The 24,249-nt window shown below is 72.1% G+C and carries 20 protein-coding genes; 11 read left to right on the forward strand and 9 right to left on the reverse strand.

Going from position 1 to position 24,249, the window contains the following annotated elements; translation table 11 throughout:
• Positions 1-154: 154 nt before the first annotated feature.
• The 3 genes from AC1MLT_RS23050 (at position 155) to AC1MLT_RS23060 (ending at position 3,750) form a co-directional block, all read left to right on the forward strand.
• Entirely contained in the window at positions 155-1,750 is a 1,596-nt protein-coding gene (locus AC1MLT_RS23050; RefSeq protein ID WP_481036778.1) for an NYN domain-containing protein, read from the forward strand.
• Between the two features lie 125 nt (positions 1,751-1,875).
• Complete coding sequence (locus AC1MLT_RS23055) at positions 1,876-2,097, forward strand: hypothetical protein (protein WP_481036780.1); 222 nt, start codon at positions 1,876-1,878, stop codon at positions 2,095-2,097.
• Between the two features lie 450 nt (positions 2,098-2,547).
• The gene (locus AC1MLT_RS23060) at positions 2,548-3,750 is read left to right on the forward strand and encodes an acyl-CoA dehydrogenase family protein (RefSeq protein WP_481036782.1); all 1,203 of its coding nucleotides are present in this window, start codon (positions 2,548-2,550) and stop codon (positions 3,748-3,750) included.
• 34 nt (positions 3,751-3,784) lie between these two features.
• Here AC1MLT_RS23060 and AC1MLT_RS23065 read toward each other — a convergent pair whose 3' ends face one another.
• The 4 genes from AC1MLT_RS23065 to AC1MLT_RS23080 are packed head-to-tail and all read right to left on the reverse strand — an operon-like array spanning position 3,785 to position 8,041.
• Positions 3,785-4,780, reverse strand: a complete 996-nt coding sequence (locus tag AC1MLT_RS23065) for a Bug family tripartite tricarboxylate transporter substrate binding protein (protein WP_481036783.1) — start codon at positions 4,778-4,780, stop codon at positions 3,785-3,787.
• A 51-nt stretch (positions 4,781-4,831) separates the two neighbouring features.
• Entirely contained in the window at positions 4,832-5,998 is a 1,167-nt protein-coding gene (locus AC1MLT_RS23070; protein WP_481036785.1) for an acyl-CoA dehydrogenase family protein, read from the reverse strand.
• On the reverse strand, positions 5,995-7,254 hold the full coding sequence (locus tag AC1MLT_RS23075) for a CaiB/BaiF CoA transferase family protein (RefSeq protein ID WP_481036786.1): 1,260 nt from the start codon (positions 7,252-7,254) through the stop codon (positions 5,995-5,997). Before AC1MLT_RS23075 ends, AC1MLT_RS23070 begins: the two co-directional genes overlap by 4 nt.
• A gap of 16 nt (positions 7,255-7,270) precedes the next feature.
• Positions 7,271-8,041 carry an enoyl-CoA hydratase/isomerase family protein gene (locus AC1MLT_RS23080; RefSeq protein WP_481036787.1) on the reverse strand — a complete coding sequence of 257 codons (771 nt, stop codon included), beginning with the start codon at positions 8,039-8,041 and terminating at the stop codon, positions 7,271-7,273.
• 108 nt (positions 8,042-8,149) lie between these two features.
• Between AC1MLT_RS23080 and AC1MLT_RS23085 the strand changes: the two genes are divergently transcribed.
• Positions 8,150-9,013 (forward strand): IclR family transcriptional regulator, encoded by an 864-nt coding sequence (locus AC1MLT_RS23085; RefSeq protein ID WP_481036789.1) that lies wholly within the window; start codon positions 8,150-8,152, stop codon positions 9,011-9,013.
• A 12-nt stretch (positions 9,014-9,025) separates the two neighbouring features.
• Here the strand turns inward: AC1MLT_RS23085 and AC1MLT_RS23090 are convergent, their stop codons facing one another.
• Positions 9,026-9,820: an SDR family oxidoreductase gene (locus AC1MLT_RS23090; protein ID WP_481036790.1), complete on the reverse strand. Its 795-nt coding sequence runs from the start codon at positions 9,818-9,820 to the stop codon at positions 9,026-9,028.
• A 324-nt stretch (positions 9,821-10,144) separates the two neighbouring features.
• On the opposite strand from AC1MLT_RS23090, the gene AC1MLT_RS23095 reads away from it, so the two are divergent.
• From AC1MLT_RS23095 to AC1MLT_RS23115, 5 genes are read left to right on the forward strand one after another with little or no spacing between them, the layout of a single operon-like run.
• Entirely contained in the window at positions 10,145-11,344 is a 1,200-nt protein-coding gene (locus tag AC1MLT_RS23095; protein ID WP_481036792.1) for a CaiB/BaiF CoA transferase family protein, read from the forward strand.
• Complete coding sequence (locus tag AC1MLT_RS23100; protein ID WP_481036793.1) at positions 11,341-12,348, forward strand: hydroxymethylglutaryl-CoA lyase; 1,008 nt, start codon at positions 11,341-11,343, stop codon at positions 12,346-12,348. Before AC1MLT_RS23095 ends, AC1MLT_RS23100 begins: the two co-directional genes overlap by 4 nt.
• Positions 12,345-13,355 carry a tripartite tricarboxylate transporter substrate binding protein gene (locus AC1MLT_RS23105; protein WP_481036795.1) on the forward strand — a complete coding sequence of 337 codons (1,011 nt, stop codon included), beginning with the start codon at positions 12,345-12,347 and terminating at the stop codon, positions 13,353-13,355. The genes AC1MLT_RS23100 and AC1MLT_RS23105 overlap by 4 nt, the downstream gene beginning before the upstream one ends.
• Positions 13,356-13,360: 5 nt before the next feature.
• On the forward strand, positions 13,361-14,224 hold the full coding sequence (locus AC1MLT_RS23110) for an isocitrate lyase/PEP mutase family protein (protein ID WP_481036796.1): 864 nt from the start codon (positions 13,361-13,363) through the stop codon (positions 14,222-14,224).
• A 26-nt stretch (positions 14,225-14,250) separates the two neighbouring features.
• Complete coding sequence (locus AC1MLT_RS23115) at positions 14,251-15,255, forward strand: Bug family tripartite tricarboxylate transporter substrate binding protein (protein ID WP_481036797.1); 1,005 nt, start codon at positions 14,251-14,253, stop codon at positions 15,253-15,255.
• Between the two features lie 60 nt (positions 15,256-15,315).
• Here AC1MLT_RS23115 and ilvB read toward each other — a convergent pair whose 3' ends face one another.
• Together ilvB and AC1MLT_RS23125 are read right to left on the reverse strand one after the other, a co-directional pair.
• Positions 15,316-17,181, reverse strand: coding sequence for a biosynthetic-type acetolactate synthase large subunit (gene ilvB / locus AC1MLT_RS23120; RefSeq protein ID WP_481036799.1), 1,866 nt, complete (start codon positions 17,179-17,181; stop codon positions 15,316-15,318).
• A 105-nt stretch (positions 17,182-17,286) separates the two neighbouring features.
• Positions 17,287-18,354, reverse strand: coding sequence for an SDR family oxidoreductase (locus tag AC1MLT_RS23125; protein ID WP_481036800.1), 1,068 nt, complete (start codon positions 18,352-18,354; stop codon positions 17,287-17,289).
• A 184-nt stretch (positions 18,355-18,538) separates the two neighbouring features.
• Here AC1MLT_RS23125 and AC1MLT_RS23130 point away from each other — a divergent pair, with 184 nt between their 5' ends.
• Together AC1MLT_RS23130 and AC1MLT_RS23135 are read left to right on the forward strand one after the other, a co-directional pair.
• Entirely contained in the window at positions 18,539-19,045 is a 507-nt protein-coding gene (locus tag AC1MLT_RS23130) for an Lrp/AsnC family transcriptional regulator (protein ID WP_481036801.1), read from the forward strand.
• Between the two features lie 82 nt (positions 19,046-19,127).
• Positions 19,128-19,901, forward strand: a complete 774-nt coding sequence (locus AC1MLT_RS23135; RefSeq protein WP_481036803.1) for a GntR family transcriptional regulator — start codon at positions 19,128-19,130, stop codon at positions 19,899-19,901.
• Positions 19,902-19,910: 9 nt separating this feature from the next.
• Here the strand turns inward: AC1MLT_RS23135 and AC1MLT_RS23140 are convergent, their stop codons facing one another.
• Both AC1MLT_RS23140 and AC1MLT_RS23145 read right to left on the reverse strand, forming a co-directional pair.
• On the reverse strand, positions 19,911-21,263 hold the full coding sequence (locus tag AC1MLT_RS23140) for an amidase (protein WP_481036804.1): 1,353 nt from the start codon (positions 21,261-21,263) through the stop codon (positions 19,911-19,913).
• Between the two features lie 69 nt (positions 21,264-21,332).
• Positions 21,333-24,239, reverse strand: coding sequence for a DHA2 family efflux MFS transporter permease subunit (locus AC1MLT_RS23145; protein WP_481036806.1), 2,907 nt, complete (start codon positions 24,237-24,239; stop codon positions 21,333-21,335).
• Positions 24,240-24,249 lie beyond the last annotated feature (10 nt).

The raw sequence follows: 24,249 nt of genomic DNA on the forward strand, positions 1-24,249 counted from the left end.
TCGCCGCGGCCATGGCACCGCCCGGGCCACGCCGGATCGTCGTCCCGCGTGGCGACCCGCGCCGGGACCCCGCCGGCCATCTCCGCGACCCGGATCGCGCCCACGTCCACGACGACGACCACGACCACGACCACGACCACGATTTCCCCTCGACATGAAGATTGCCCTGTTCGTCGACTTCGACAATGTGTATTCGGGCCTGCGGCGCCTCAGCGCCGAGGCGGCCGAACGTTTCTCCCGCCAGCCGCTGCGCTGGCTGCAATGGCTGACCGACGGCCTGGGCTCCGACGTGGCGGGCGACGTCGGGACCGACCAGCGCCGCGTACTGGTGCGGCGCTGCTATCTGAATCCGGTCATGTACCAGACCTATCGCCGCGCCTTCCAGGAAGCCGGTTTCGAGATCGTCGACTGCCCGCCCATGACGGCCACCGGCAAGACCTCCACCGACATCCACCTGGTGCTCGACACCATGGATGCCTTGCTGGACGCCACGCGATTCGACGAGTTCATCGTCTTCTCCGCCGATGCCGACTTCTCGCCGCTGCTGCGCCGGCTGCGGCGCCACGACCGCCGCACGGTGGTCTTCGCGGCGGGCGCGATGTCGGAGTCGTACAAGGCCTCGGCCGACCGGGTCGTCGATCTGCAGACCTTCCTGCGCGATGCCCTGGAGATCGACGTCATGGCGGATGGCGACGATGGCGACGCGGCGCTCGGGCCGGATGGTGTCGGGTCCGGCGCCGGCCGCGCGGGCGAGGATCTGCGCCAGCAATGCGGCGACGAGGTCCATCGCATCGTCACGCATGCGATGGCGCCGGTGCCGCTGCCCTTCCTCGCGCAGGCGCTGCAGCGCCGGATCGGCGGTCTGCGCGAGAGTCGCTGGGATGGCATGGGATCCTTCGCCGGCCTGATGCGCCAGCTGGTCATCCCGGGCGTGGTGTTCGATTTCCAGCAGGACGTGGCGATCGACTCGCGACGCGGCGCCGACCGCCCGGCCGCCGGATCGCCGCCGCCGCCGATGGCGACGGCGCCGACGTGGGCGGAGCGCGACCCGGCACGCTCCGATGCCGCGACCGAGCGCCACCCGCCCGACACCGCGCCGGCATCCGGATCCGGACCCGGGTCGCTCGACGAGGACGCCGGCCGCATCGTCCGACGCATGGTCGAGGGCGCGCCGGAGCCGGTGCATCTCGCCACCATCGCCCAGGTGCTGCGTCGCGAGATCCCGGCGCTGCAGCATGGCTGGGCCGGCGCGCCGACCCTGGCGGCCTTCCTGACGCGGCTCGACCTGGGCACGCTGCGGCGCGCGGTGCTGGAGAACGGCAAGACGGCCGTGCTCTACGACCCGGCGCGCAACGAGGTGCCGCTGGGCGTGGTGGGCGATCGGCTGGTCGTCGGCATGCTGCGCGCCGCCGAGCTGCCCGAGCTCCAGGGCGCCGAACTGGTCGGCCTGCTCGCCGCCGTGCGTCCCTTCATGGGCACGACCGATCGCTTCGAGATCGCCAGCGTGACGCGCGCGGTGGTCGAGGCGATGGCGGCGCGGGACCGGGGCATCTCGCCGCGTCGCGTGGCGGTCATCCTGCAGGCCCTCATCTTCGGCGGGTTGGATGCCAACCGGTCCTATGCCGACGATGCCGACCTGTTGGCGGCCGCACTGGGCGTCATCCTCTCGGCCTGGGAGCGCGAGACCCTGACGCCACCGGACGAGGACACGCGCCATCGCCTGGTCGAATGGCTGGGACTGGACGCCTGAAGGAGCCTTCGGCCGTCGCCGGCCGCCGCGCGATGCGCCGGCCGACTCGCCGGACGTCCTACAAGGGCGGGCGGACGAGCCGGAAAGAATGATCCGGTTCCAACTCCAGACAGGCAGACATCATCATGAATCGCAATCCCACGGACCAAGGCCAACGCGTCGACGACCCCTCGGTGGTGTCCGGCGAGGCCGCCGAACTCGGCGAACCGGATCCGCAGCAACTCAAGGACGGGATGTCGCAGGCGAGCCGCGGTGTCGACACGCCATTGAAGCAGCGCGAGAAGGACGCGGAAGAGGATGTCACCGCCGTGAAGCCGGATCATCGCGAGAACGACGCCGGCCAGTGAGTCCATGGGCGCGTCGCATCGCGCCGCGCCACGCCACGCTGGTGTCCATCCGGGGACAGCCATTGAACAGTGGCTGTCCCTTTTCCTTGAGGACGTCGGATCGACGCATCCGATTGCTCATTCGGGACTCCCGATGACTCCCGGACTTGTAGTCTGCTAACGGGATTGGCACCAGGAATTGATTCAGGGATTCAGGGATTCTATTGATTGCCAACTGGATGTCTCCTGATCGGTCGTTATGGCGTTAGCGGTTAATGGTGCAATGGCTATCTGCATGCTCACCCTCGCATGGAGCCGATGCCGCCGACAGCATCGCGCACGTCGTGCTCCCATCGGCAAGCCACGACCCTTCCCGGCCGACGAGCCCCGGAGGTGACAGGGCCTCGATGGCCGATCATCGGAAGATGGCGGGACATCGCCCGTCCCCTCCAGTCACAAGGAATGCCTCCCATGTTCACCCCCTGCCCCACCGAACGCAGCCGCCTCGTGGCCGAGCGCGTCGAGGCATTCGTGCGCGACGTCATCGCGCCCTACGAGCGCGACCCGCGCGCCGGCCCGCACGGTCCGTCGGCGGACCTGGTCGCCGAGATGCGCGCCCTCGCCCGCGAGGCCGGTCTCATGACCCCGCACATCCTGCCCGACGGCAGCCACATGACGCAGCTCGAGACCGCCGCCGTGCTCAAGCGCTCCGGCCTCTCGCCGCTCGGTCCGGTGGCCGTCAACACCATGGCGCCCGACGAGGGCAACATGTTCCTGCTCGGCAAGGCGGCCTCGCCGGCGCAGCAGGAGCGCTTCCTGCACAAGCTGGTCGGCGGCCATGCGCGCTCGGCCTTCTTCATGACCGAGCCGGCTTCCGAGGGCGGCGCCGGCTCGGACCCGTCGATGCTGCGGACCACGGCGGTGCGCGATGGCGACGGCTGGCGGATCGACGGCCGCAAGAACTTCATCACCGGTGCCGACGGGGCCGAGGTCGGCATCGTCATGGCGCGCACCAGCGCCGAGGGCGAGCCCGTGAAGGCGACCATGTTCCTGGTCGACCTGCCCGATCCGGCGATCCGCATCGAGCGCGTGCTCGACACCATCGACAGCTCCATGCCCGGCGGCCACGCCCTGATCGCCATCGACGGCCTGCGGGTGTCGGACGACCAGGTGCTGGGCGAATTGCACGCGGGCTTCCGCTATGCGCAGGTGCGGCTGTCGCCGGCGCGCCTGTCGCACTGCATGCGCTGGTTCGGCTCGACCGTGCGCGCGCACGAGATCGCCACCGCCTATGCCGTGCGGCGCCAGGCCTTCGGCAAGCCGCTGATCGATCACGAGGGCGTCGGCTTCATGCTGGCCGACAACCTGATCGACCTGCAGCAGGCCGCGCTGATGATCGACTGGTGCGCCGGCGTGCTCGATGGCGGCTCGCAGGCCACCACCGAGAGCTCGATGACCAAGGTGGCGGTCGCCGATGCGCTGTTCCGCGTCGCCGACCGCTGCGTGCAGGTGATGGGCGGCGCCGGCGTCTCGGGCGACACCATCGTCGAGCAGGTGTTCCGGGAGGTGCGCGCCTTCCGCATCTACGACGGTCCGACCGAGGTGCACAAGTGGTCGCTCGCCAAGAAGATCAAGCGCGACGCCCAGGGCAGCGGCGCCCCGCGCGCGGCCTGAGCGCCGCCGGCGGGCGGCACCGGCCCGGCGGTGGTCACTGCAGCTCCAGCCCCGCGACCATGGCGAGCCGTTTCCAGCGCGCGATCTCGTCGAGCTGGTACTTGCGCATCTCCGCCGCGCTGCTCAGCAGCAGGGTGGTCGACTGGCGCTGGTAGTAGGCCTTGACCTCCGCGCTGGCTCCGGCCTTGGCGAACAGTTCGCCGAGCCTCGTCGCGATCTCCGGCCGGGTCCTGGCCGGCAGGGCCGCCGCCACCCAGTTGTAGGCCAGGAATTCCGGGACGCCGGCCTCGGCGGACGTGGGCACGTCGGGCAGCAGGGGCGAGCGCTCGGGCGCGGTGTAGACCAGCGCGCGCAGCCGGCCGCCCTTGACCAGCTCGATCGCGCCGCTGGCATCGACCACCGCGAAATCGACCGTGCCGGCCATCGTCACGTTGATGGCATCCCCCGCGCCCTTGTAGTTGACGCCGGTGGTCTTCATGCCGGAGAGCTCGTTGAGCCACTCGGTGTAGAGGGTGTAGGAGATCGATCCGCTGGCGTAGTTGAGGGCCGTCGGTCGGCGCCGCGCCTCGGCCACCAGCTGGGCCAGCGTCGTGTGCGGCGAGCCCGGCGGCACCACGATCAGGCATGGCCCGCGCGACAGCAGGGTGATCGGCCTGAAGTCGGCGATCGGGTCGTACGGGAGCGACTTGAAGGTGGCCGCATTGGTCGACAGGGTCGAATTGCTGCCGACGAAGACGGTGTAGCCATCGGCCGGCGCGTTGAGCACCGTCTGGACGCCGATGAAGCCATTGCCACCGGGCTTGTTCTCCACCGCCACCGGCTGGCCCGACAGCTCGCCGATCACCTTGGCGAACAGCCGCGCGCTGGCATCGGTGCCACTGCCCGGCGGAAAGGGCACGACGAACCGGATCGGTCGCGACGGGTAGGGTTCGGCCTGCGCCCGGGCCGGCGCGGGCAGGCCGGCGGCCAGCGCCAGTCCCGCCGCCAGCAGCCGGCGCCGCTGCGACGAAGTGCTCGTGTCCACGGTCATCTCATGTCTCCTTCTTTTTGGGGATTCGGGGATTCGGGGGCTCGGCGGGCCTCAGCGCTTGAGCCCGAGCAGGTCGCGTGCGATCACCCAGCGGTGGACCTCGGTCGGGCCCTCGTAGATGCGCATCAGCCGGGTCTCGTTGGCCATCTGCTGCAAGGGCATCTCCTTGGTCATGCCCATGGCGCCGAAGGTCTGCATGGCGTGGTCGATGACATCCCAGGCCATCTCGGTGGCGAAGACCTTGATCATCGAGATCTGGGTCCGCGCCTCCTCGCCGCGATCGACGCGGGCGGCGGCCTCGTAGGTCATCAGGCGGCAGGCATGGATGCGGGTGGCGGCATCGGCGATCCACCACTGCACGGTCTGCCGATCGGCCAGCGGCGCGCCGAAGGTGCGGCGCTGCGGGGCGTACTCGCACATCATGTCCAGCGCGCGCTGGGCCCGGCCGATGCACCAGGCGGCCATCTGCACGCGCCGGCTCGACAGCCGCGTCTGCATCGGCCCGAAGCCCGCGCCCTCGACCCCGAGCAGCTGCGATGCCGGCACCCGGCAGTTCTCCAGCAGCACCTCGTAGGTCGAGGCTCCGCCGATCATCGGGATGCGCCGCTCGACCCGGAAGCCGGGCGTGTCGCGATCGACGATGAAGGCGGAGATGCCGCCGCGCGGGCCCTTGGCGCGGTCGGTCACGGCCATGACGATGGTCCAGTCGGCGGCGGCCGCGCGGCTGATCCAGATCTTGCGGCCGTCGAGCACCCAGTCGTCGCCATCGCGCACGGCGCGCGTGCCCAGGGCGGCCGGATCGGCGCCGGCGCCGGGCTCGGAGATCGCGATGGCCGAGACCGTCTCGCCGCGCGCGTACGGCCCCAGGTAGCGCTCGCGCTGGGCCGGGCTGGCGGCGGCCAGCAGCATGCGCAGGTTGGGCGAGTCGGGCGGCAGGTCGTAGGGCGTGATGGTCCGGCCGAGCTCCTCGTTGACGCCCACCATGGTGCTCACCGGCAGATCGAAGCCGTCGAGCTCGGCCGGGGCGTCGAGGCCCCACAGGCCGAGCTCCTTCGAGCGCCGGTCCAGCCGCTCCTGCTCCTCGGGCAGCAGCACGCAGCGCCCGCTCTCGGCCTCGCGGGCCAGCACGGTGGCCTCCAGGGGCAGCAGGTCGTCGCGCACGAAGCGCCCGACCAGGTCCTTGAGCATGCGCTGCTCGTCGTCGAGTTGGAAGTTCATGGTCGTTCCTGGGGTCCGGGTTCGGCCAGCACTTCGGCGGTGTGCTGGCCCAGCGTGGGCGCGGGGCGCCGGATGGAGGTGGGGGTGAGGTCGAAGCGGGTCGTCGGCCGCAGCTCGCGCAGGGCGCCTTCGGTCGGGTGCATGCTGTCCTGGAACAGGCCGACGGCGCGCAGCTGCGGATGCTCGGGCAGTTCGTCGAGCGTGTAGATGCGGGTGGCCGGGATGTCGAGCTCGTCGCACAGCGCGAGCCATTCGTCGGTGTCGCGCGTCGCCAGGATCTCCAGCAGGTGGCCATAGAGCGCCTGGATGTCGCGGTTGCGCGCCTGCCGGTCGGCGACGTCGTAGCGCGCGCACAGGTCCTCGCGACCGGCGACGCGGAAGAAGGCCTCCCAGTGCCGGGCGGTGTAGGGCAGCAGGCCGATCCAGCCATCGCGCGTGCGCGCCGGCCGTCGCCCGCCCCCCAGCAGCCGCGCATAGCCGGCCTTGGCCGTCGAGCCGGGAAAGGTCAGGCCGCCCATGTGCTCGGCCAGCGTGAAGGCGGCCATGGTCTCGAGCATCGGCACCTCGACCGCCTGGCCCTCGCCATGGCGCTCGCGATGGAGCAAGGCGGCCAGCACGGCATTCGAGACCGCCAGCCCGGTGGTCTTGTCGGCGATCAGGCTGGCGACATAGTCGGTGTCCTCGCGCCCCTGGGAGTTGACGCTCGCCAGTCCGCAGGCGGCCTGGATGATGTCGTCGAAGGCCGGCCGGTCGCGATCCGGACCATCCTGGCCGAAGCCGGTGGCGGCGCAGTAGACGATGCGCGGGTTGAGCGCGCGCACCGCCGCGTAGCCGAAGCCCAGGCGCTCGATCGCCGCCACGCGCATGTTGTGCACCAGCACGTCAGCGCCCTGGATCAGCCGCCGCAATGCCGCCGCGTCCTCGGCCCGCTTGAGGTCGAGCACGACCGAGCGCTTGTTGCGGTTCAGGGCGATGAAGATCGAGCTCATGCCCGGATGCAGCGACACGCCATTGGCGCGCATCAGGTCGCCTTCGGGGCCCTCGATCTTGATGACGTCGGCGCCGAAGTCGGCCAGCACCTGGGTCGCCAGCGGACCGAGCACGACCGAGGTCAGGTCGAGCACGCGGATGCCGTCGAGCGGACCGGTGCGCGCCGGCCGGGCCTCGGCGGCGGTGGCTGGCGCGGCGTCCGGGGAGGCGCCGGGCGTGGGATCGCTCGAGGACTGCGCAGTGGGAGTGGAAGTGGGAGTGGTCATGATGGCCGGCCCGCCTTCAGCGCCGCTCGAAGACCGGCGCCCGACGTTCCGCCATCGCGGCCACGCCCTCGCGGAAGTCGGCGCTGCGGAACTGGTCGAGCTGCAATGCCAGCTCGTGCCGGTTGGCGGCCACGATGCGCTGGTGCAGGTCGCGCCGCAGCGTGGCCCGGATGCTCTCGACCGCGCGCGGCGCGGAGCCGGCGATCTCGCGCGCCAGCGCCAGCGCCCGGGCATCGACCTCCTCCGCCGGCGCCAGCTCGTCGGCCAGCCCCATCGCCACGGCCTCGGCGCCATCGATGCGGCGGCCGGTGAAGCACAGCAGGGCGGCCTTCTGCTCGCCGATCAACCGGGGCAGGGTCAGGCTCAGGCCGAAGCCCGGGTGGAATCCCAGGCGCGTGAAGTTGGCGCTGAAGCGCGCCTCCCGGCAGGTGACGCGGAAGTCCGCCACCAACGCCAGCCCCAGACCGGCGCCCACCGCGGCGCCGCGCACGGCCGCGACGATCGGCTTGCGGGTGCCGAAGAGCCGCATGGCCTGCGCGTAGAACGGCGACGGATCCATCGGCGCGCCCTGCTCGCGCACGCCGCTGAAGTCGGCGCCGGCGCAGAACGCCCGGACGCCGGAGCGCAGCACGATGGCGCGGCAGGCATCGTCGCCATCGAGCTCGGCCAGGACATCGGCCAGCCGCCGCATCAGATCGGCATCGACATGGTTGTGCGGCGGACGCTTCAGCGTGACGACGGCGACGTGGCCATCGCTCTCGACCGTCAGGTCGGCGGATTGGTTCATGGCGGCGGTCCGGCGCGGGGCACCGGCGGGTCTCGTGGTGGAAGGTCCATCTTCGGCCGCGCGGCCGGCGCGCGCTACAGTGCAATTTCGTTCTCCGAAATAGTGCCCATGGCCGCCAGAGATCCCGCCCCGCCGACATCGTCGGCACCCTCCGCCTCGACCCGCCGCCAGACGCGCGAGACCGGCCGCTTCGTGCGCGCCACGCCCGGCAGCCAGTCGCTCGAGCGCGGCCTGCTGATCCTGCGCGCCTTCCGCCCCGGCGCCACCCTGCTGACCAATGCCGAGCTGGCCGAGCGCACCGGCCTGCCGCGCCCGACCGTCAGCCGGCTGACGCGCTCGCTGGTCGATGCCGACTTCCTGGTCCACGACATCGAGCGCCGCGGCTACCGGCTGGGGCTGGTGGTGACCAGCCTGGCCAATGTCTTCCGCTACGACGTGCCGGTGCTGGAGGCCGCCGCCGAGCCGATGAAGCGCATGGCCGAGGGCGAACGGATCAATGTCGGGCTGGCGGCGGCGGACCAGCTGGAGATGGTCTATCTCGAGTCGGTGCGCGAGAGCCGGCGCGGCGTGTTCCGCACGGCGGCGCGCGGTTCGCGCTTCCCGATCGAGCTGACCGCCGGCGGCCGCTCCTACCTGGCCGGCATGGACCGCGAGGCGCGCGAGGAACTGCTGGCCCGCCTGGCGCCGAGGCATGGTCCGGACTGGCGCGCGCTGCGCCAGCGGATCGACCGGGCGCGCCTCGACATCGGACGCGACGGCTATTGCGTCGCCAGCTGGCAGCCCGGGCTGACGGTCGTGGCCGCGCCCTTGCGCGGTCCGGACCAGATGCTCTATGCCCTGAGCATCGGCTTCCACGCCGCCGAGCACCAGCAGGCGCAACTGGTGGCGCGCCACGCGCCGATGCTGCTGCGACTGGTGGCGGAGATCGGCGCGCGCTGGACGGCCCGTGCGCGCGCCATGCCGCCGGCCTGAGGACGCCGGCCGTCAGACCACGGTCGCGGTCGCCGCTCCATCCATCGACAGCACCGCGCCGGAGACATAGCCGGCGCGCGGCGAGCACAGGAACAGCGCGGCATCGGCGATCTCCTCCGGACTGGCCGGGCGGCCCAGCGGCATGCGCTCGCTGGCCTGGGCCAGCACCTGGTCCTGGCTCAGGCCGGTGCGGCGGGCCTCGGCGGCCAGTCCGCCCTCCATGCGCTCGGTGCGCGTCATGCCCGGATTGATGACGTTGACGCGCACGCCCTGGCGCCCATAGGCCGACGCCAGGCCGACGCTGGCGAGCATCAGCGCGGCATTGGCGGCGCCACCGGGCAGGTGCGTCGGCGTGGCGATCTTGCCGCCCATGCCGACGATGTTGAGGATCGTGCCGCGACCGCGCGCGGCCATGCCCTTGACGACCGGATCGATGACATGGATGTACGAGAAGTACTTGGCGTCCATGCCGGCGTGCCAGTGCTGCGGCGTCAGTTCGGCCGGCGCGGTGCGCTGGGCGGCGCCGGCCGAATTGACCAATACGTCGATCGGGCCGCCCGCGGCCTCCGCGCTTGCGACCGCCGCCGCCGCCGCCTCGGCCTGCGTCAGGTCGACCGCCACCACGCGCACCCCGGCATCCGGAAAGGCGGCCTGCAGCTCGGCGCGCACGCGCTCGAGCAATTCAGCGTTGCGCGCCATCAGCGTGACGTGGGTGCCCTCGGCGAGGAAGGCCCGGGCGCAGGCCAGGCCGATGCCCTTGCTGCCGCCGGTGACGAGCACGTGCTGGTCCTTGAGTCGCAGATCCATGGATGTCTCCGTGGGGCGCCTGGACGCGCCCTCGTTCAGTCGATCGGTCGGGGCGCGGCATGTGGCCGCGACCCCCGCGAGCCGAAAAATGTACGTCACCTCGCGACCGCCCGGCCGGCCGACGCGATGCCGACCCTGCGGCGCGGTCGGCTCGCACTCCGTGTCGCACTGAGACGTCCGGATGTCTCAGGACCGTCGCAGCGCGACGTGCGCCATCCGACGCACGGCCGCGATGCCCTTTGGAATCAACCACTTGCGCGCGTCCGAGGCCCTGGCACGCGCTCTGCAATGCCAAGGCAGGACCCCCATCAAGAGAGACATCACGTGGCACTCGAACACATCACCGTCCTGGACCTGACGCACATGCTGTCCGGTCCCTACGGCACCATGCTGCTGGCCGACCTCGGCGCGCGCACCATCAAGGTCGAACCGCCGGCCGGCGGCGAAGGCACCCGGCGCCTGCTGGAACACGACCCGCACTACTCCCGCGACGGCATGGGGGCCTACTACCTCACGCTCAACCGCAACAAGCAGAGCGTGTGCATCGACCTCAAGACGCCGGCCGGCAAGGCGGTGTTCCTGGACCTGGTACGCAAGGCCGATGTGGTGTTCGACAACTTCAGCGTCGGCGTCACCGAGCGGCTGGGCATCGACCACGCCGCGCTCGCCCTCGTCAATCCGCGCATCGTCACCTGCTCGGTGACCGGCTTCGGCCAGACCGGCCCGCACACCCAGCGCCCGGCCTTCGATCAGGTGGTGCAGGCGATGGGCGGCGGCATGTCGATCACCGGCACGCCGCAGAGCGGCCCGACCCGCAGCGGCATCCCGATCGGCGATCTCGGCGGCGGCATGTTCGGCGCCATGGGCGTGCTGGCGGCGCTGGTCGAGCGCGAGCGCACCGGCGTCGGCCAGCATGTCGACATCTCGATGCTCGACGCCCAGATCTCGCTGCTCAACTACATGGCGACGATGCACCTGCTGTCGGGCCACGTGCCCGAGGGCATCGGCAACGGCCACTTCGTGCACGTGCCCTACAACAGCTATCCGACCGCCGACGGCCACGTCATCATCGCCTGCATCGGCGACCCCTTCTTCGAGCGCTTCGTCGAGTTCATCGACCTGCCCGAGCTGCGCCGCAGCGACTACCGCCAGCAGCCGGTGCGCTTCGCGGCCAAGGCCGAGATCGACGCCCTGATCGGCGACAAGCTACGCGAGCGGCCGACCGCCCACTGGCTCGAGCGGCTGCGCGAGGCGCGCATCCCGTGCGCGCCGGTCAACGATTTCGCCCAGGCCCTGAACGATGCGCAGGTGCTGGCGCGCGACATGGTGGTGGAGGTGGCGCTGAAGACCGGCGAGCGCGTGCGCATGCCGGGCAATCCGATCAAGCTGTCGGCGGCCGATCCGAAGGCGACCTTCACCTGCCCGCCGGCGCTCGGCGAGAGCACGCGACAGGTGCTGGGCGACCTGGTGGGCTATCCGCCCGAGCGGCTGGAGGCCCTGCGCGCGGAGGGCGTCATCGCATGAGCGCCGCCACCGACACCGCGCTCGATGGCGACGCCGTCCTGCACATCACCGATGTCGCGCCGCGCGACGGCCTGCAGAACCAGGCGGTGCATCTCGACACCGACGGCAAGCTGCGCCTGGTCGAGCTGCTGGTGCGCGCCGGCGTGCGCAGCATCGAGGCCACCAGCTTCGTCTCGCCCCGGGCGGTGCCGCAGATGGCCGATGCGGCCGAGCTGGTGCCGCGCGTGCAGGCGCGCTTCGCCGCGTTGCGCACCTCGGTGCTGGTGCCCAACCTGAAGGGGCTGGAGCGGGCCCACGCGGCCGGCGCGCGGGAGATCGCGGTGGTGCTCTCGGCCACCGAGACCATGAACCGCCGCAACATCAACATGGGGCTGGAGCAGGCCACCGAGGTCTGCGAGCAGACCCTGGCGGCGGCGCGCGCCCTGGGGCTGCGCACCCGCGCCTATGTCGCGGTCGCCTTCGACTGCCCGTTCGAGGGCGAGACCCCGCTCGATGCCGTGCTGCGCCTGGCGCGGCGCATGGACGCCGCGGCGGCCGACGAGATCGTCATCGCCGACACCATCGGCTCGGCCGCGCCCGGCCAGGTGAAGGAGCGCTTCGCGGCGCTGCGCGAGGTGGTGCCGCCCGCGCGCCTGTCGGCGCACCTGCACGACACGCGCGGCATGGGCGTGGCCAATGCCTGGGCCGCGATCGAGGCCGGCGTGCGACGCTTCGACGCCAGCGTCGGCGGCATCGGCGGCTGCCCGTTCGCGCCCGGCGCGGCCGGCAACCTCGCCACCGAGGACCTGGTGCTGATGGCCGAGCGCAGCGGCCTGGCCACCGGCATCTCGCTGGCCGGCCTGCTCGACGCGGTGGATTTCGCGCAGGACGCCCTGCAGCGCCCGCTCGGCGGGCGGTCCATCGCCTGGCTGCGCCGCGAGCGCGACAAGGCGCGGCGCGGCGCCGAGCGGGTCGACGACGCCACGAACAACGACAACGACAACGACACCCGGAGACTCCCATGAACCCATCGATCCCCTCGATCCCGACGACATCCGCCGGCCGTCTCGGCCGCCGCCGGCTGCTCACCGGCCTGGGCGGCCTGGCCGCGCTGGCCGCCGCCGGCCCCGCCCTGGCGCAGGGCGCCGCCTTCCCCAGCAAGACGGTGACGCTGGTCGTGCCCTACTCGGCCGGCGGCGGCACCGACATCGTCGGCCGCCTGATGGCGCAGCACCTGTCGGAGGCCTGGGGCCAGTCGGTGGTGGTCGACAACCGCACCGGCGCCAATGGCGTCATCGGCTCGAGCAGCGTCGCCCGCGCGCCGGCCGATGGCCACACGCTGATGCTGGTGGTGGGCTCGCACGCGGTCAATCCGGTGCTGATGAAGTCGATGCCCTACGACACCACGCGGGCCTTCACGCCGATCACCAACATCGCCAGTTCGCCCTGCGTGCTGGTGGTGCAGGCCCAGGGCCGTTACCGGACCCTGGCCGACCTGCTGGCCGCCGCGCGCAAGGAGGAATTGGGCTGCGGCTACTCCGAGGGCCAGACCCGCCTGACGGCCGAGCTGATCCGCCAGGTCGGCGACCTCAAGCTCACCGGCGTGCCCTACAAGGGCGGCGCGCCGATCATGGTCGACATCATCGGCGGCCACCTGCCGATGGGCGTGACCAGCGTGCTGACCGCCCTGCCCCACGTGCGCTCCGGCGCGCTGCGGGTGGTGGGCGTCGCCGACGCCCGCCGCATGCCGCTGTTCCCGGAGGCCATGACCTTCAAGGAAGCCGGCCTGGATGGCGTCGAGTCGCTCAGCTGGTACGGGCTCTTCGGCCCGGCCGGGCTGCCGCCGGCGATCGTCGCGCAGATCAACCAGGCCCTGCGCAAGGTCACCGACGACCCGGTGGTGCAGAAGCAGATGCACGACCAGGGCGCGGAGATCATGCTGACGCCGCCGGCCGAGTTCCAGCGCTTCCTGGCCAGCGAGACCACCAAGTGGGCCCGCGTCGCGCAGCGCGGCGGCATCACGGCGGAGTGAGCGGCATGGCCCATCCCATCCTGCGCCAGAAGCTCGACCGCGGCGAGTTCATCGTCGCCCCCGGCCTGCACGACATGATCGCCGCCACCGTGGCCGACAAGGTCGGCTTCGACATCGTCTATGGCACCGGCTACTGGCTCACCGCCTCGGCGCTGGGCCTGCCCGATGCCGGCATCGCCACGTACACCCAGATGCTCGAGCGCATGGCGACCCTGGTGCGCACCAGCCGGGGCGCCGTCATCGCCGATGCCGACACCGGCTATGGCGGCCTGCTCAACGTGCACCACACGGTGCGCGGCTACGAGGCCGCCGGCGTCACCGCCATCCAGCTGGAGGACCAGGAGTTCCCGAAGAAGTGCGGCCACACGCCCGGCAAGCGCTGCGTGCCGACGCGCGACATGGTCGACAAGATCAAGGTCGCGGTCGAGGCGCGCGAGGACCGGGAGAACTTCCTCATCATCGCCCGCACCGACGCGCGCGCCGAGCTCGGCGTCGACGAGGCCCTGCGGCGGCTGGAGGCCTATGCCGAGGCCGGCGCCGACATCCTGTTCTTCGAGGCGCCGCAGTCGGAGGACGAGATGCGTCGGGCCTGCGAGGCCTTCGACCTGCCGATGCTGGCCAACATGTCCGATGGCGGCCGCACGCCGATCCTGCCGGCCAGGGTGCTCGAGGAGATCGGCTTCGCGCTGGCGATCTATCCCTCGCTCACCAGCCTAAGCGCGGCCGCCGCGATGGAGCGCGCGCTGGCCAGCCTGAAAGCCACCGGCGACAGCCGGAGCGCCGAGGTGCCGCTGTTCGACTTCCAGGAGTTCTGCGGCCGGATCGGCTTCCATGAGGTTTGGGACTTCGAGCGCCGCTGGGCGCGCTGAAAAGAAGAACGATGGAGACACACACGATGAGACCGACTTCCCCCCTCCCGCGCCGCCGCGTCCTGTCGCTGGCGCTGGGCGGCGCCGGCGCGCTGGTGCTGGGCGGCATCGCACCCGCCGCGCGCGCGCAGGCCGACTACCCCGACAAGCCGATCCGCCTGATCGTGCCCTTCACGCCCGGCGGCGTCACCGACACCGGCGCCCGCGTCGTCGCCGAACGCCTGGGCGCGCGGCTCGGCCAGCAGGTGGTGATCGACAACCGGCCCGGCGCCTCCGGCAACATCGGCACCCAGATGGTGGCGGCCGCCGCGCCCGATGGCTACACGCTGGTGGTCGGCTTCGACGGCACGCTGGTCATCAATCCGCACGTGTTCGCCAAGGTGCCGTTCGACCCGATCCGGGATTTCGTCCCGGTCGGCAAGATCGGCGACGCCGTGCTGGTGATCGTCACGCATCCCTCGGTGCCGGCGCGCACCCTGCCCGAACTGATCGCCTATTCGAAGAGCCATCCCGGTGGCGTGTCTTATGGCAGCTCCGGCACCGGCGGCACGCCGCACGTCGCGGCGGAGATGCTCAAGGTGCGGACCGGCGCCAACTTCGTCCACGTGCCCTACAAGGGCGGCGGCCAGGCCCTGGCCGATGTCGTCGGCGGCCAGCTGCCGATGCTCTACACGGCGGTCGCCGGCGCCTCGCCCTTCATCGAGAAGGGCCAGGTGCGGGCCATCGCGGTGTCCAGCGCGCAGCGCCTGGCCTCGATGCCCGACGTGCCCACCGTGGCCGAGTCGCTGCCGGGCTTCGAGGCCAGCTCGTGGATCGGCATCCTCGCGCCGGCCCGCACGCCGCCGCCGATCGTCGAGCGCCTGCAGCGCGAGCTGGCGGCGGTGGTGCGCGAGACGCCGATCCGCGAGCGCCTGGCCAAGCTGGGCATCGCGGCGGTGGGCAACACCTCGGCCGAGTTCGCAGCCCAGATCCAGGCCGACCTGAAGAAGTACGCCGAGGTCGTGAAGGCGGCCGGCATCCGGATCGACTGAATCCGCTCCCCGGCTCCGGCCACCCGCCAGGCCGGCCGGGCGGCCCGGCATCGACGCGCCTCAGCGCGCCGCGTCGTCGCCGGCCTCGGCCGCGAGGCCGCCCGCCTCGTCGTCGTCGTACCAGCGATCCTTGGCCAGCATCACGCGATGGTGGCCATGGCCCGAGGGCATCATCGGAAAGCAGTTCTCCTGCGCCGCCACCTGGACGTCGAGGAAGAAGGGCCCCGGACTGGCCAGGCACTCGGCCAGCGCGGCGTCGAGCTCGGCCGGATCGGACACGCGCCGCGCGCCCCAGCCGAACGCCCGCGCCAGGGCCACGAAGTCCGGCAGGGCCTCGTTCCAGCTGTGGCTCAGGCGGTTGCCGTGGTTGAGTTCCTGCCACTGGCGCACCATGCCCATGTAGCCGTTGTTCGACAGCACCAGCTTGACCGGCGTGCGGTGCTGCACCGCCGTCGACAGCTCCTGGATGTTCATCAGCACCGAGGCGTCGCCGCTCACGCACACCACCAGCGCGTCGGGATGCGCCACCTGCGCGCCGATCGCCGCCGGCAGGCCATAGCCCATGGTGCCGGCGCCCCCGGAGGTCAGCCAGCGGCCGGGCCGCTCGAAGCGCAGGTACTGGGCGGCCCACATCTGGTGCTGGCCGACATCGGTCGAGACGATGGCGTCGCGGCCCTCGACCGCCGCCTGCAGGCCGCGCATGAGCTGCTGCGGCAGGATGACATCGGCGCGCGGCGCGAAGTCGAAGCAGCGCTCGGCGCGCCAGCGCTCGATGCGCGCCCACCATGGCGCCAGGCGTCCCGCCGCCGGCGCCGCCAGCTGCGGCATCGCCAGCAGGGCCTCCAGCACCGTCGCGCAGTCGCCGACGATCGGCACGTCGACGCGCACGATCTTGTTGATGCTGCCGGGGTCGATGTCGACGTGGATCTTGCGGGCGTGCGGGCAGAACTCGTCGAGCTTGCCGGTCACGCGGTCGTCGAAGCGCGCGCCGATGCAGATCACCAGGTCGGCCTCGTGCATCGCCAGGTTGGCCTCCAGCGCGCCATGCATGCCCAGCATGCCGACGAAGCGCGCATCCGATGCCGGGAACGCGCCCAGGCCCATCAGGGTCAGGGTGCAGGGCGCGTCGAGCCGGCGCACCAGCCGGGTGAAGGCCTCGCAGGCCGCGGGACCGGAGTTCACCAGGCCGCCGCCGCCATAGACGATCGGCCGGCGCGCGGTCGACATCAGGTCGGCGGCGCGCTGCAGGCTGCCGGTCGGCGGCGCGCCGACGCCGCAGCCCGCCCGGCGCCGGCTCCGCGCCACGGCCGGCGCCGTCGCGCCCACCACCTGCTGCTGCACGTCCTTGGGCACGTCCAGCAGCACCGGCCCGGGCCGCCCGCCGGCGGCGATCGCCAGCGCGCGGCGCACCAGCGACGGGATCTCGTCGGCCGCGCGGGCCTGCTGGTTCCACTTGGTGACCGGGCGCGACATGCCCAGCGCGTCGCTCTCCTGGAAGGCGTTGGTGCCGATGACGCCGGTGGCGACCTGGCCGCTGATGCACAGCACCGGGATCGAATCGCTCATGGCGTCGAGCAGGCCGCTGATGGTGTTGCCCACCCCCGGCCCGGAGGTCACCAGCACGACGCCGACGCGACCGGTGGTGCGCGCATAGCCCTCGGCCGCGTGCACGGCGGCCTGTTCATGGCGCACCAGCACGTGGCGCAGCCGGGGTTCGCCATGCAGCGCGTCGTAGAGCGGCAGGGCGGCGCCACCGGGATAGCCGAAGATCGTGTCGACGCCGCATTCGATGAGCGTCTCCAGCAATGCCACCGCGCCATTGACGGGCCGCGCCGGCGTGCCGGCCGGCAGGCCGGTGCCGGCCCACGCGTCGGCGCAAGAGGAGACGGAAGAAGAAGAAGGGGATTCGGAGTCGAGCAGTTCCATGGACTCGATTCTTCAGTGAAACGAACCGAATAGGCTTCGTTTTTTCGCCCTTCGTGGCTCGAATTCCGAATGCCATGGGTCCAGTCGATGCTTTCTGCCGAAAGATCACCGGCGTCGCAGCAGCCGCGACGCGATCCCCCAGGCGACACCCGCGGTGGCGAGCGCCGCCAGCGCCGTCGTCTTGCGATGCGTGGTCAGCCAGAACTGCGTGCTGCGCGGCAGCGCCTCGTCGTCGAAATGGCCATGCGCGCCGTGGTCGCCGGGCACGGGCGCATACAGGTTGTCGGGGCGGTCGGCGGACACGGGCTCGTCGGTCTGCTGGCCCTCGACCGCCGAGCGTCCCAGCAGCCGGTCGGCCAGGCCGGGCAGCAGCCGCGTGCCCAGGATCGCCTGCACCGCCGGCCAGCCGACCCACAGCTCGCGCCGGCGGTGGGTCGCGGCCCAGTAGACGGCGCGGGCGGCGATCTCGGGCTGGAAGATCTTGCCCATGGGCCGTGGCCGCCGGGCCATGGTGGTGCGGCCCCAGCCGAACTGCGGCGTGTTGAAGGCCGACAGCTGGACCATGGTCACGTGCACCTGACTGTCGTCGTGCGCCAGCTCGCAGCGCAGCGAGTCCGTGAAGCCGCGCAATGCGGCCTTGGCGCCGCAGTAGGGCGCCTGCATGGGGATCGACCGGTAGGCCAGCGCGGAGCCGACCTGGACGATGCAGCCCCGGTCCACCGGCTTCATGCGACGCAACGCGGCCAGCGTGCCCCACACGGCGCCCAGGTAGGTCACCTCGGTGGCGCGCCGGAAGTCCTCGGGCGCGATGTCCATGACATCCGAGAAGATCGTCGCCATGGCATCGTTGACCCAGACGTCGATCGAGCCCCAGGCCGCTTCCACGCGGGCCGCCGCCGCCTCGACCTGGGCTTCGTCGGCGACATCGGTCGGGATCACCAGGGCCTCGCCGCCGAGGCGCTCGACATCGCGCCGCGCGCCCTCCAGGCCATCGGCGCCGCGCGCCAGCAGGGCCACGCGCCAGCCGTGGCGGGCGAACTCCCGGGCGACGGCGCGGCCGACGCCGGCGGAGGCGCCGGTGACGACGACGGTGCGCCGTCCGGATGCGTCGGGCGCCCCGGGGTGGGTGGAGGATGCGGAGGCGCAACGGGAAGTGTCTGGAGTGGTGTTCATGCATTGCATTGGAAGCCGCCCGGCCGATGCCGCGGCGGCGCGAAGCCGACGCCTGCGCGTGGGAGAGCGCAGCGTGTGGCTACCGGAGTGCTCCTTCATCGGCCTCCGCGGCGGGTCGCCCCGGCGCCAGCGTTCGCCGGCCGCGCGCGCTAGGCTCCATGGTTTCGCCATCGCGCCCTCCGCCATGAAAACCATTCGCTCCGATGCCGATCGCCCCGAAGAATCGTCGGACAGGATCGACCTGGCCATCCTCCGGGTCCTGACCCAGGACTCGCGCCGCACCCTGCAGGAGATCGGCCAGATCGTCGGCCTGTCGGCCACCAGCTGCTGGACGCGCATCAAGAAGCTCGAGGCCCAGGGCGTGATCCGGCGCTACACCGTCGACCTCGATCCGGCCCGGCTCGGCTACCACGACTTCGTCATCGTCCAGCTCACCCTGGAGAGTCACACCGACGAGACGCTCTACGAATTCGGCCGCGTGCTGGCGACGATCCCGGAGATCCAGGAGGCCTATCTGGTCTCGGGCGACTACGACTACTACATCCGCATCGCCGTGCGCGACACGCGCGACTACGAGCGCCTGCTTCGCGAGAAGCTCTACAAGATCCCCGGCATCCGGCACAGCAAGTCGAGCTTCGTGCTGCGCGTGCTGAAGGAAGCCAGCGTGCCGCTGCTCGGCCAGGACCCGTGAATGCCGCGCGCCGGCCGACAGCCCGCGCCGCTGCGTGAGAATGTGTACGTACAAATAGAGATCCGTGCCGGAGACACCACGCATGAACCCGAAGCGCACCCCGGTTCCCGACGGCCTCGCCGTCGAGGGCCACGGCCCCCTGTTCCGACGGGTCGTCGACATCGTCCGCAAGGAGATCCTGCAGGGCATCCACCCGGTGGGCGAGCGCCTGCCGACCGAGAACGACCTGTCCATGCGCTTTGGCGTCAGCCGCCAGACTGTGCGCGAGGCCCTGCGCGAACTGCGCCAGGCCGGCCTGGTGACCTCGCGCCGGGGCTCCGGCACCACGGTCGCGCGCCAGGACAGCGCCCAGTACTACCTGCACGAGAGCGGCTCGCTGGAGGACCTGACGCAGTACGCCACCTCCACGCGCTGGGACTACACGACCCGCCTGGAAGCCATGGACGAGCAGCTGGCCGCACGCTTCGGGGTGGCGCCGGGCCAGCGCTGGCTGCGGCTCGAGGGCTGCCGCTATGCCGGCGCCGAACCGCGCCCGGTCTACTGGACGCAGGCCTGGATCCACAGCGACTACGCCGGCATCGCGCGCCTGCTGGACCGCCGCACCACGCCGATCTTCGAACTGATGGAGGACATGTATGGCGTGCGCATCGGCGAGGTCGAGCAGCGCGTGCGCGGCCGCGCGGTGCCGGACGAGGTGGCGCCGCTGCTCGGCCTGCGCCGCGAGGCGGCGGTGATCGAGGTCCTGCGCACCTACCGGCTCGACGACGGCAAGGTGGTCGAGCTGTCGACCAACCTCTATCCGATCGACAACTTCAACCTGGGCATGAAGCTGCGCCGCCGCGCCGGGCCGGCCTAGGGCGGCGGCTCAGCCCGCCAGCGGGGCCCGCAGCCGGTGGAAGTCGCTGCGCTCCTGGAACGCCACGCCGGCCTGCAGCAGCAGCGGTTCGCGCCAGGGCGCGGCCTCGAGCTGCATGCCGATGGGCAGGCCCTCGGGCGACAGGCCGCAAGGCACCGACAGTCCGGGGATCGAGCCGATGGCGCCGGCATAGGTATTGCGCGTCGAGGCCTTGGTGGCCTCGAGCAGGTTGGCACCATCCTCGATCGGCGCCGCCACCGCCGGCGCGGTCGGCGACAGCAGGATATCGACCTGGGAGAACAGCTGCCGCAGCACGACCCGGAAGCGCGTGCGGAAGGCCATCGCCTCGGCGTACTGGATGCCGGTGACATCGAAGCCGTGGCGCATGCGCTCGACCACCGAGGCGGTGATGGTCTCCGGCCGGTCGCGCAATCGGTCGTGGAAGACATGGCAGACATCGGCGAACACCGAGCGCGTCTGCATCAGGTGCGCCTCGCCGGCCAGCGGCACGTCGACCTCCACCAGCACGGCGCCGGCGGCCTCCAGCCGGCGCGCCCCGGCCATCACGGCCTCGACCACGGCCGGCTCGCAGCGCTCGAAATAGTGGTTCCTCGGGATGCCGATGCGGCGCCCGGCGATGCCGTCGCCCAGGGTCGGCAGGAAATTCGCGAGCGGCATGTCGACCGAGGACGGGTCGAGCGGATCGAAGCCGGCGATGACCGCGAAAATGCGGGCGACGTCGCCGACGCTGCGCGCCAGCGGGCCGATGGTGTCGTTGTGCTCGCTGACCGGCACGCCGCCGCGGTTGGGCACGCGGCCGTGCGTCGGTCGCAGGCCGGCGACGCCGTTGTAGCAGGCCGGCAGGCGCACCGAGCCGCCGGTGTCGCTGCCCAGCGAGCCCACGCACATGTCGGTGGCGACGCTGACGGCCGAGCCGCCGCTGGAGCCGCCCGGGATGCGGTCGAGGTCCCACGGGTTGCGGCACTGGCCGCCGACGGCGCTGAACGAGCGCGAGCCGAAGGCCAGCTCGGCCATGTTGGCCTTGGCCACCATCACCGCGCCGGCGCGACGCAGCCGCGCCACCACCGGCGAGTCCTCGGCCGGCACGTTGTCGCGCAGGAAGGCGGCGCCGGCGGTGGTCGGCTCGCCGGCGATGTCGATGTTGTCCTTGATGGTCATCGTCATGCCATGCAGCAGGCCGAGGCATTCGCCGCGCGCGGCCGCCGCATCGGCGCGCCGGGCCTCGTCAAGCGCCTGCTCGCGGCGGATGGCGATCAGGGCATGCAGGGTCGGGTTGAGCCGCTCGGCTTGCGCGAGGTGGGCTTCCGTCAGCGCGATGGCGGACGCGGAGGTGGAGGTCATGGCGGGATCCTGGTGGAGTGGGAACGGGTGGAGGAAGGAAGACGCGGAGGGATGGCGGGCGCGGCGGCCTCAGCCGGGCTGGCCGGCGCGCTGGGCGCGCGCGGCATGGCCGCTCAGCAGCGCCACGCCGATGCCCAGCAGGCAGACCAGGGTGAGGACGCCGAAGGCATGCCGGCAGCCGGCCACGAACAATGCGATGTCGGCCGGCGCGGCCAGCGCGAGCCGGCCCTCGTAGACCGCGCGCTGGCTGGCCGGCGACAGGCCGGCGATGGCGATGCTCATGCCCAGGGCGGCGCCGACCACCAGCCCGGTGTTCTGCAATGTCGATCGCACCGCATTGGCGATGCCACGCCGCTGCGGCCCGACGCTGGCCATGATGGCGCTGTTGTTGGAGGTCAGGAAGCAGCCGGTGCCCAGCCCGACGAGCAGCAGCGCCACCGCCAGTTCGGCGCGCGGCATGCGCGGCTGCAGCAGCGCCACCAGCGCCGCCAGCCCCACGGCCACCAGCAGGGCGCCGAAGGTCGACAGCGTCGCGGCGCTGAAGCGGCCGATCAGCCGGCCGGCGATCGGCGACGCCAGCATCATGCCCAGCGGCACCGGCGCCACGCAGAGTCCGGCCTGGAAGGCGTCGAGCCCACCCACGCCCTGCATGAACAGGGCGATCAGCAGCACGCTGGCGGTCTGCGCCATGCACACCAGCAGCACCGCTGCATAGGCCGCCGCGCGCTCGCGGTCGGCGAACAGCGCCAGGTCGATCAATGGGTCGCGTCGCAGCCGCTGACTGACGACGAAGGCCGCCAGGCCGACGACGGCCACCGCCGCCCCGCCCAGCACCTGGGGACTGGCCCAGCCCAGCGGCCCGGTCATCGACAACCCGTAGACCAGCCCGCCGAGCCCGACCATCGATAGCCCGGCGCCGACGACATCGAAGCGCTCGTGGCGCCGCCCGGGCGTGCGGCGCAGGGTGCGGTGGGCCCGGACCAACGCAAACAGGCCGATCGGCAGGTTGATCCAGAACACCGCGCGCCAGCCCAGGCCGCCGACCAGCGCGCCGCCCAGCATCGGACCCACGCTCTGCGCGGCGGCCGAGATGGTCGAGTTCAGGCCCAGCCCGACACCGAGCATCCGGGCCGGGAAGGCATCGACGATGAGGGCGGTGGTGTTGGTGATGACCGAGGCCGCGCCCAGCGCCTGCAGGCAGCGGAACGCCAGCAGCGTCGGCGCATCGCTCGCCAGGGCGCAGCCGACGCTCGCCAGCGTCAGCAGCGCCAGCCCGGTCATGTAGAGCCGGCGGCGACCGAACAGATCGGCGAGCCGGCCGAACACCGGGATCAGCGCGGTCGTGACCAGCATGTACGACAGCAGCACCCAGCTCGCCTGCATCGGGCTGGCGCCCAGGTCCTGCGCCACCACCGGCAGCGCGACGGCGAGCGTGCTGGCATTGACGAAGCACAGGATCACGCCCAGCGCCGTGACCGACAGCACGCGCCAGGCATAGCGCGCCTGTGCGGCATCCGTGGCCGGCATCAGCCTCTGGCGCCGGCCGCCGCCAGCCGCGCGCGCGGCCTCGACCAGCGCCGGCACCCGCAGGTGGTGCCGGGTCGCGCCCTGGTAGTGGGCGCCGAGCGCGAGCACGCGCGCGTCGTGCCAGCACGGCGCGACCAGCTGCAGGCCCACCGGTAGGCCGTTGGCCGCGAAGCCGCAGGGCACCGACAGCGCCGGCGTGCCCGCCAGGGCCCAGGCATAGGTGAAGCGCGACAGCGCGCGCGTGGTCTCGAGCATGCGCGCCGTGTCGATGCGCAGCGGCGCCGTCACCGGGCAGGTCGGCGTCAGGATGACATCGACGCGCTCGAAGGCGCGGTCGAGCTGGCGCAGCCAGCGCTCCTTGAAGCGCAGCCCCTCGGCATAGGCCGGGCCGGTCACGGCCTGGCCGTGGCGCAGGCGGTCGAGCACATCGGCGCCGAAGCGCCCGGGCTGCTCCTCCAGGCGCCGGGCATGCACCGCGGCGGCATCGGCATGCACCATCGGCATCAGCCGCGCCTGGGCCTGGTGCGCATCGGGCAGCATGATCTCCTCGACCACCACGCCCAGCGTGCGCAGGGTGTCGATGGCCTCGCGCACGCGGCGCTCGACCTCGGGTTCGAGATCGGCCAGGCACCAGTGCCCGGGCACGCCCACGCGCAGGCCCTCGACGCCCCGGGAGAAGGCGTGGCTCCAGCTGTCGACCGGATGCTCGATCGAGCAGTCGTCGCCGGCGTCGTGGCCGGCGATCGCCTCGTGCGCCCAGGCCACCTCGGCCACGCTGCGCGCCAGCGGGCCGATGGTGTCGTAGGCGGCGCTGACCGGGAAGCAGCCGGTGTTGGGCACGCGGCCGTGCGTCGGGCGCAGGCCGACGACGCCATTGAGCGCGGCCGGGATGCGGATCGAGCCGCCGGTGTCGGTGCCCAGCGAGACATCGCACAGGCCGGCGGCCACCGAGGCGCCCGAGCCGCCGCTGGAGCCGCCCGGGATGGCATCGACGTGCCAGGGATTGCCGCCCCGGCCATGGTGCGGGTTCTGCGTCGTGCCGCCGAAGGCGAACTCGTGCAGGTTGGCCTTGCCGACGATCACCGCGCCGGCCGCGCGCAGCCGGGTCACCACCGGCGCGTCCGCGAGCGGCACGTGGTCGGCGAAGAAGGCCGAGCCCATGGTGGTGGTCCAGCCGGCGGTGTCGATGTTGTCCTTCAGGCTGACGGTGCGCCCGGCCAGGGCCGGCAGGCGCAGCCGGGCCTGGCGCCGGGCCACGTCGCCGGCCTCGTCAAGGGCCCGCGGATTGACGGAGATCAGGCTGCGCAGCGCCGGATCGAGCGCCTCGATCAAGGCCAGCTGCAGCCGGGTGCGCGCGACCGGATCGGTCGGTCCGTCCGGATCGGCCGTTGCGGGGACGGCGACGCAGGCGGCGGCGGACGACGGGACGGGCGTGGGGTCGGAAGTCATGCGCGTCACC

The organism is Variovorax sp. PEI5, from assembly GCF_056679935.1.

Coding starts and splice junctions, on each gene's coding strand:
- AC1MLT_RS23075 (WP_481036786.1), bottom strand. CDS start 7,254: ATGACCACTCCCACTTCCACTCCCACTGCGCAGTCCTCGAGCGATCCC.
- AC1MLT_RS23145 (WP_481036806.1), bottom strand. CDS start 24,239: ATGACTTCCGACCCCACGCCCGTCCCGTCGTCCGCCGCCGCCTGCGTC.
- AC1MLT_RS23105 (WP_481036795.1), top strand. CDS start 12,345: ATGAACCCATCGATCCCCTCGATCCCGACGACATCCGCCGGCCGTCTC.
- AC1MLT_RS23130 (WP_481036801.1), top strand. CDS start 18,539: ATGAAAACCATTCGCTCCGATGCCGATCGCCCCGAAGAATCGTCGGAC.
- AC1MLT_RS23125 (WP_481036800.1), bottom strand. CDS start 18,354: ATGAACACCACTCCAGACACTTCCCGTTGCGCCTCCGCATCCTCCACC.
- AC1MLT_RS23060 (WP_481036782.1), top strand. CDS start 2,548: ATGTTCACCCCCTGCCCCACCGAACGCAGCCGCCTCGTGGCCGAGCGC.
- AC1MLT_RS23085 (WP_481036789.1), top strand. CDS start 8,150: ATGGCCGCCAGAGATCCCGCCCCGCCGACATCGTCGGCACCCTCCGCC.
- AC1MLT_RS23110 (WP_481036796.1), top strand. CDS start 13,361: ATGGCCCATCCCATCCTGCGCCAGAAGCTCGACCGCGGCGAGTTCATC.
- ilvB (WP_481036799.1), bottom strand. CDS start 17,181: ATGGAACTGCTCGACTCCGAATCCCCTTCTTCTTCTTCCGTCTCCTCT.
- AC1MLT_RS23055 (WP_481036780.1), top strand. CDS start 1,876: ATGAATCGCAATCCCACGGACCAAGGCCAACGCGTCGACGACCCCTCG.
- AC1MLT_RS23100 (WP_481036793.1), top strand. CDS start 11,341: ATGAGCGCCGCCACCGACACCGCGCTCGATGGCGACGCCGTCCTGCAC.
- AC1MLT_RS23135 (WP_481036803.1), top strand. CDS start 19,128: ATGAACCCGAAGCGCACCCCGGTTCCCGACGGCCTCGCCGTCGAGGGC.
- AC1MLT_RS23090 (WP_481036790.1), bottom strand. CDS start 9,820: ATGGATCTGCGACTCAAGGACCAGCACGTGCTCGTCACCGGCGGCAGC.
- AC1MLT_RS23140 (WP_481036804.1), bottom strand. CDS start 21,263: ATGACCTCCACCTCCGCGTCCGCCATCGCGCTGACGGAAGCCCACCTC.
- AC1MLT_RS23065 (WP_481036783.1), bottom strand. CDS start 4,780: ATGACCGTGGACACGAGCACTTCGTCGCAGCGGCGCCGGCTGCTGGCG.
- AC1MLT_RS23080 (WP_481036787.1), bottom strand. CDS start 8,041: ATGAACCAATCCGCCGACCTGACGGTCGAGAGCGATGGCCACGTCGCC.
- AC1MLT_RS23050 (WP_481036778.1), top strand. CDS start 155: ATGAAGATTGCCCTGTTCGTCGACTTCGACAATGTGTATTCGGGCCTG.
- AC1MLT_RS23115 (WP_481036797.1), top strand. CDS start 14,251: ATGAGACCGACTTCCCCCCTCCCGCGCCGCCGCGTCCTGTCGCTGGCG.
- AC1MLT_RS23070 (WP_481036785.1), bottom strand. CDS start 5,998: ATGAACTTCCAACTCGACGACGAGCAGCGCATGCTCAAGGACCTGGTC.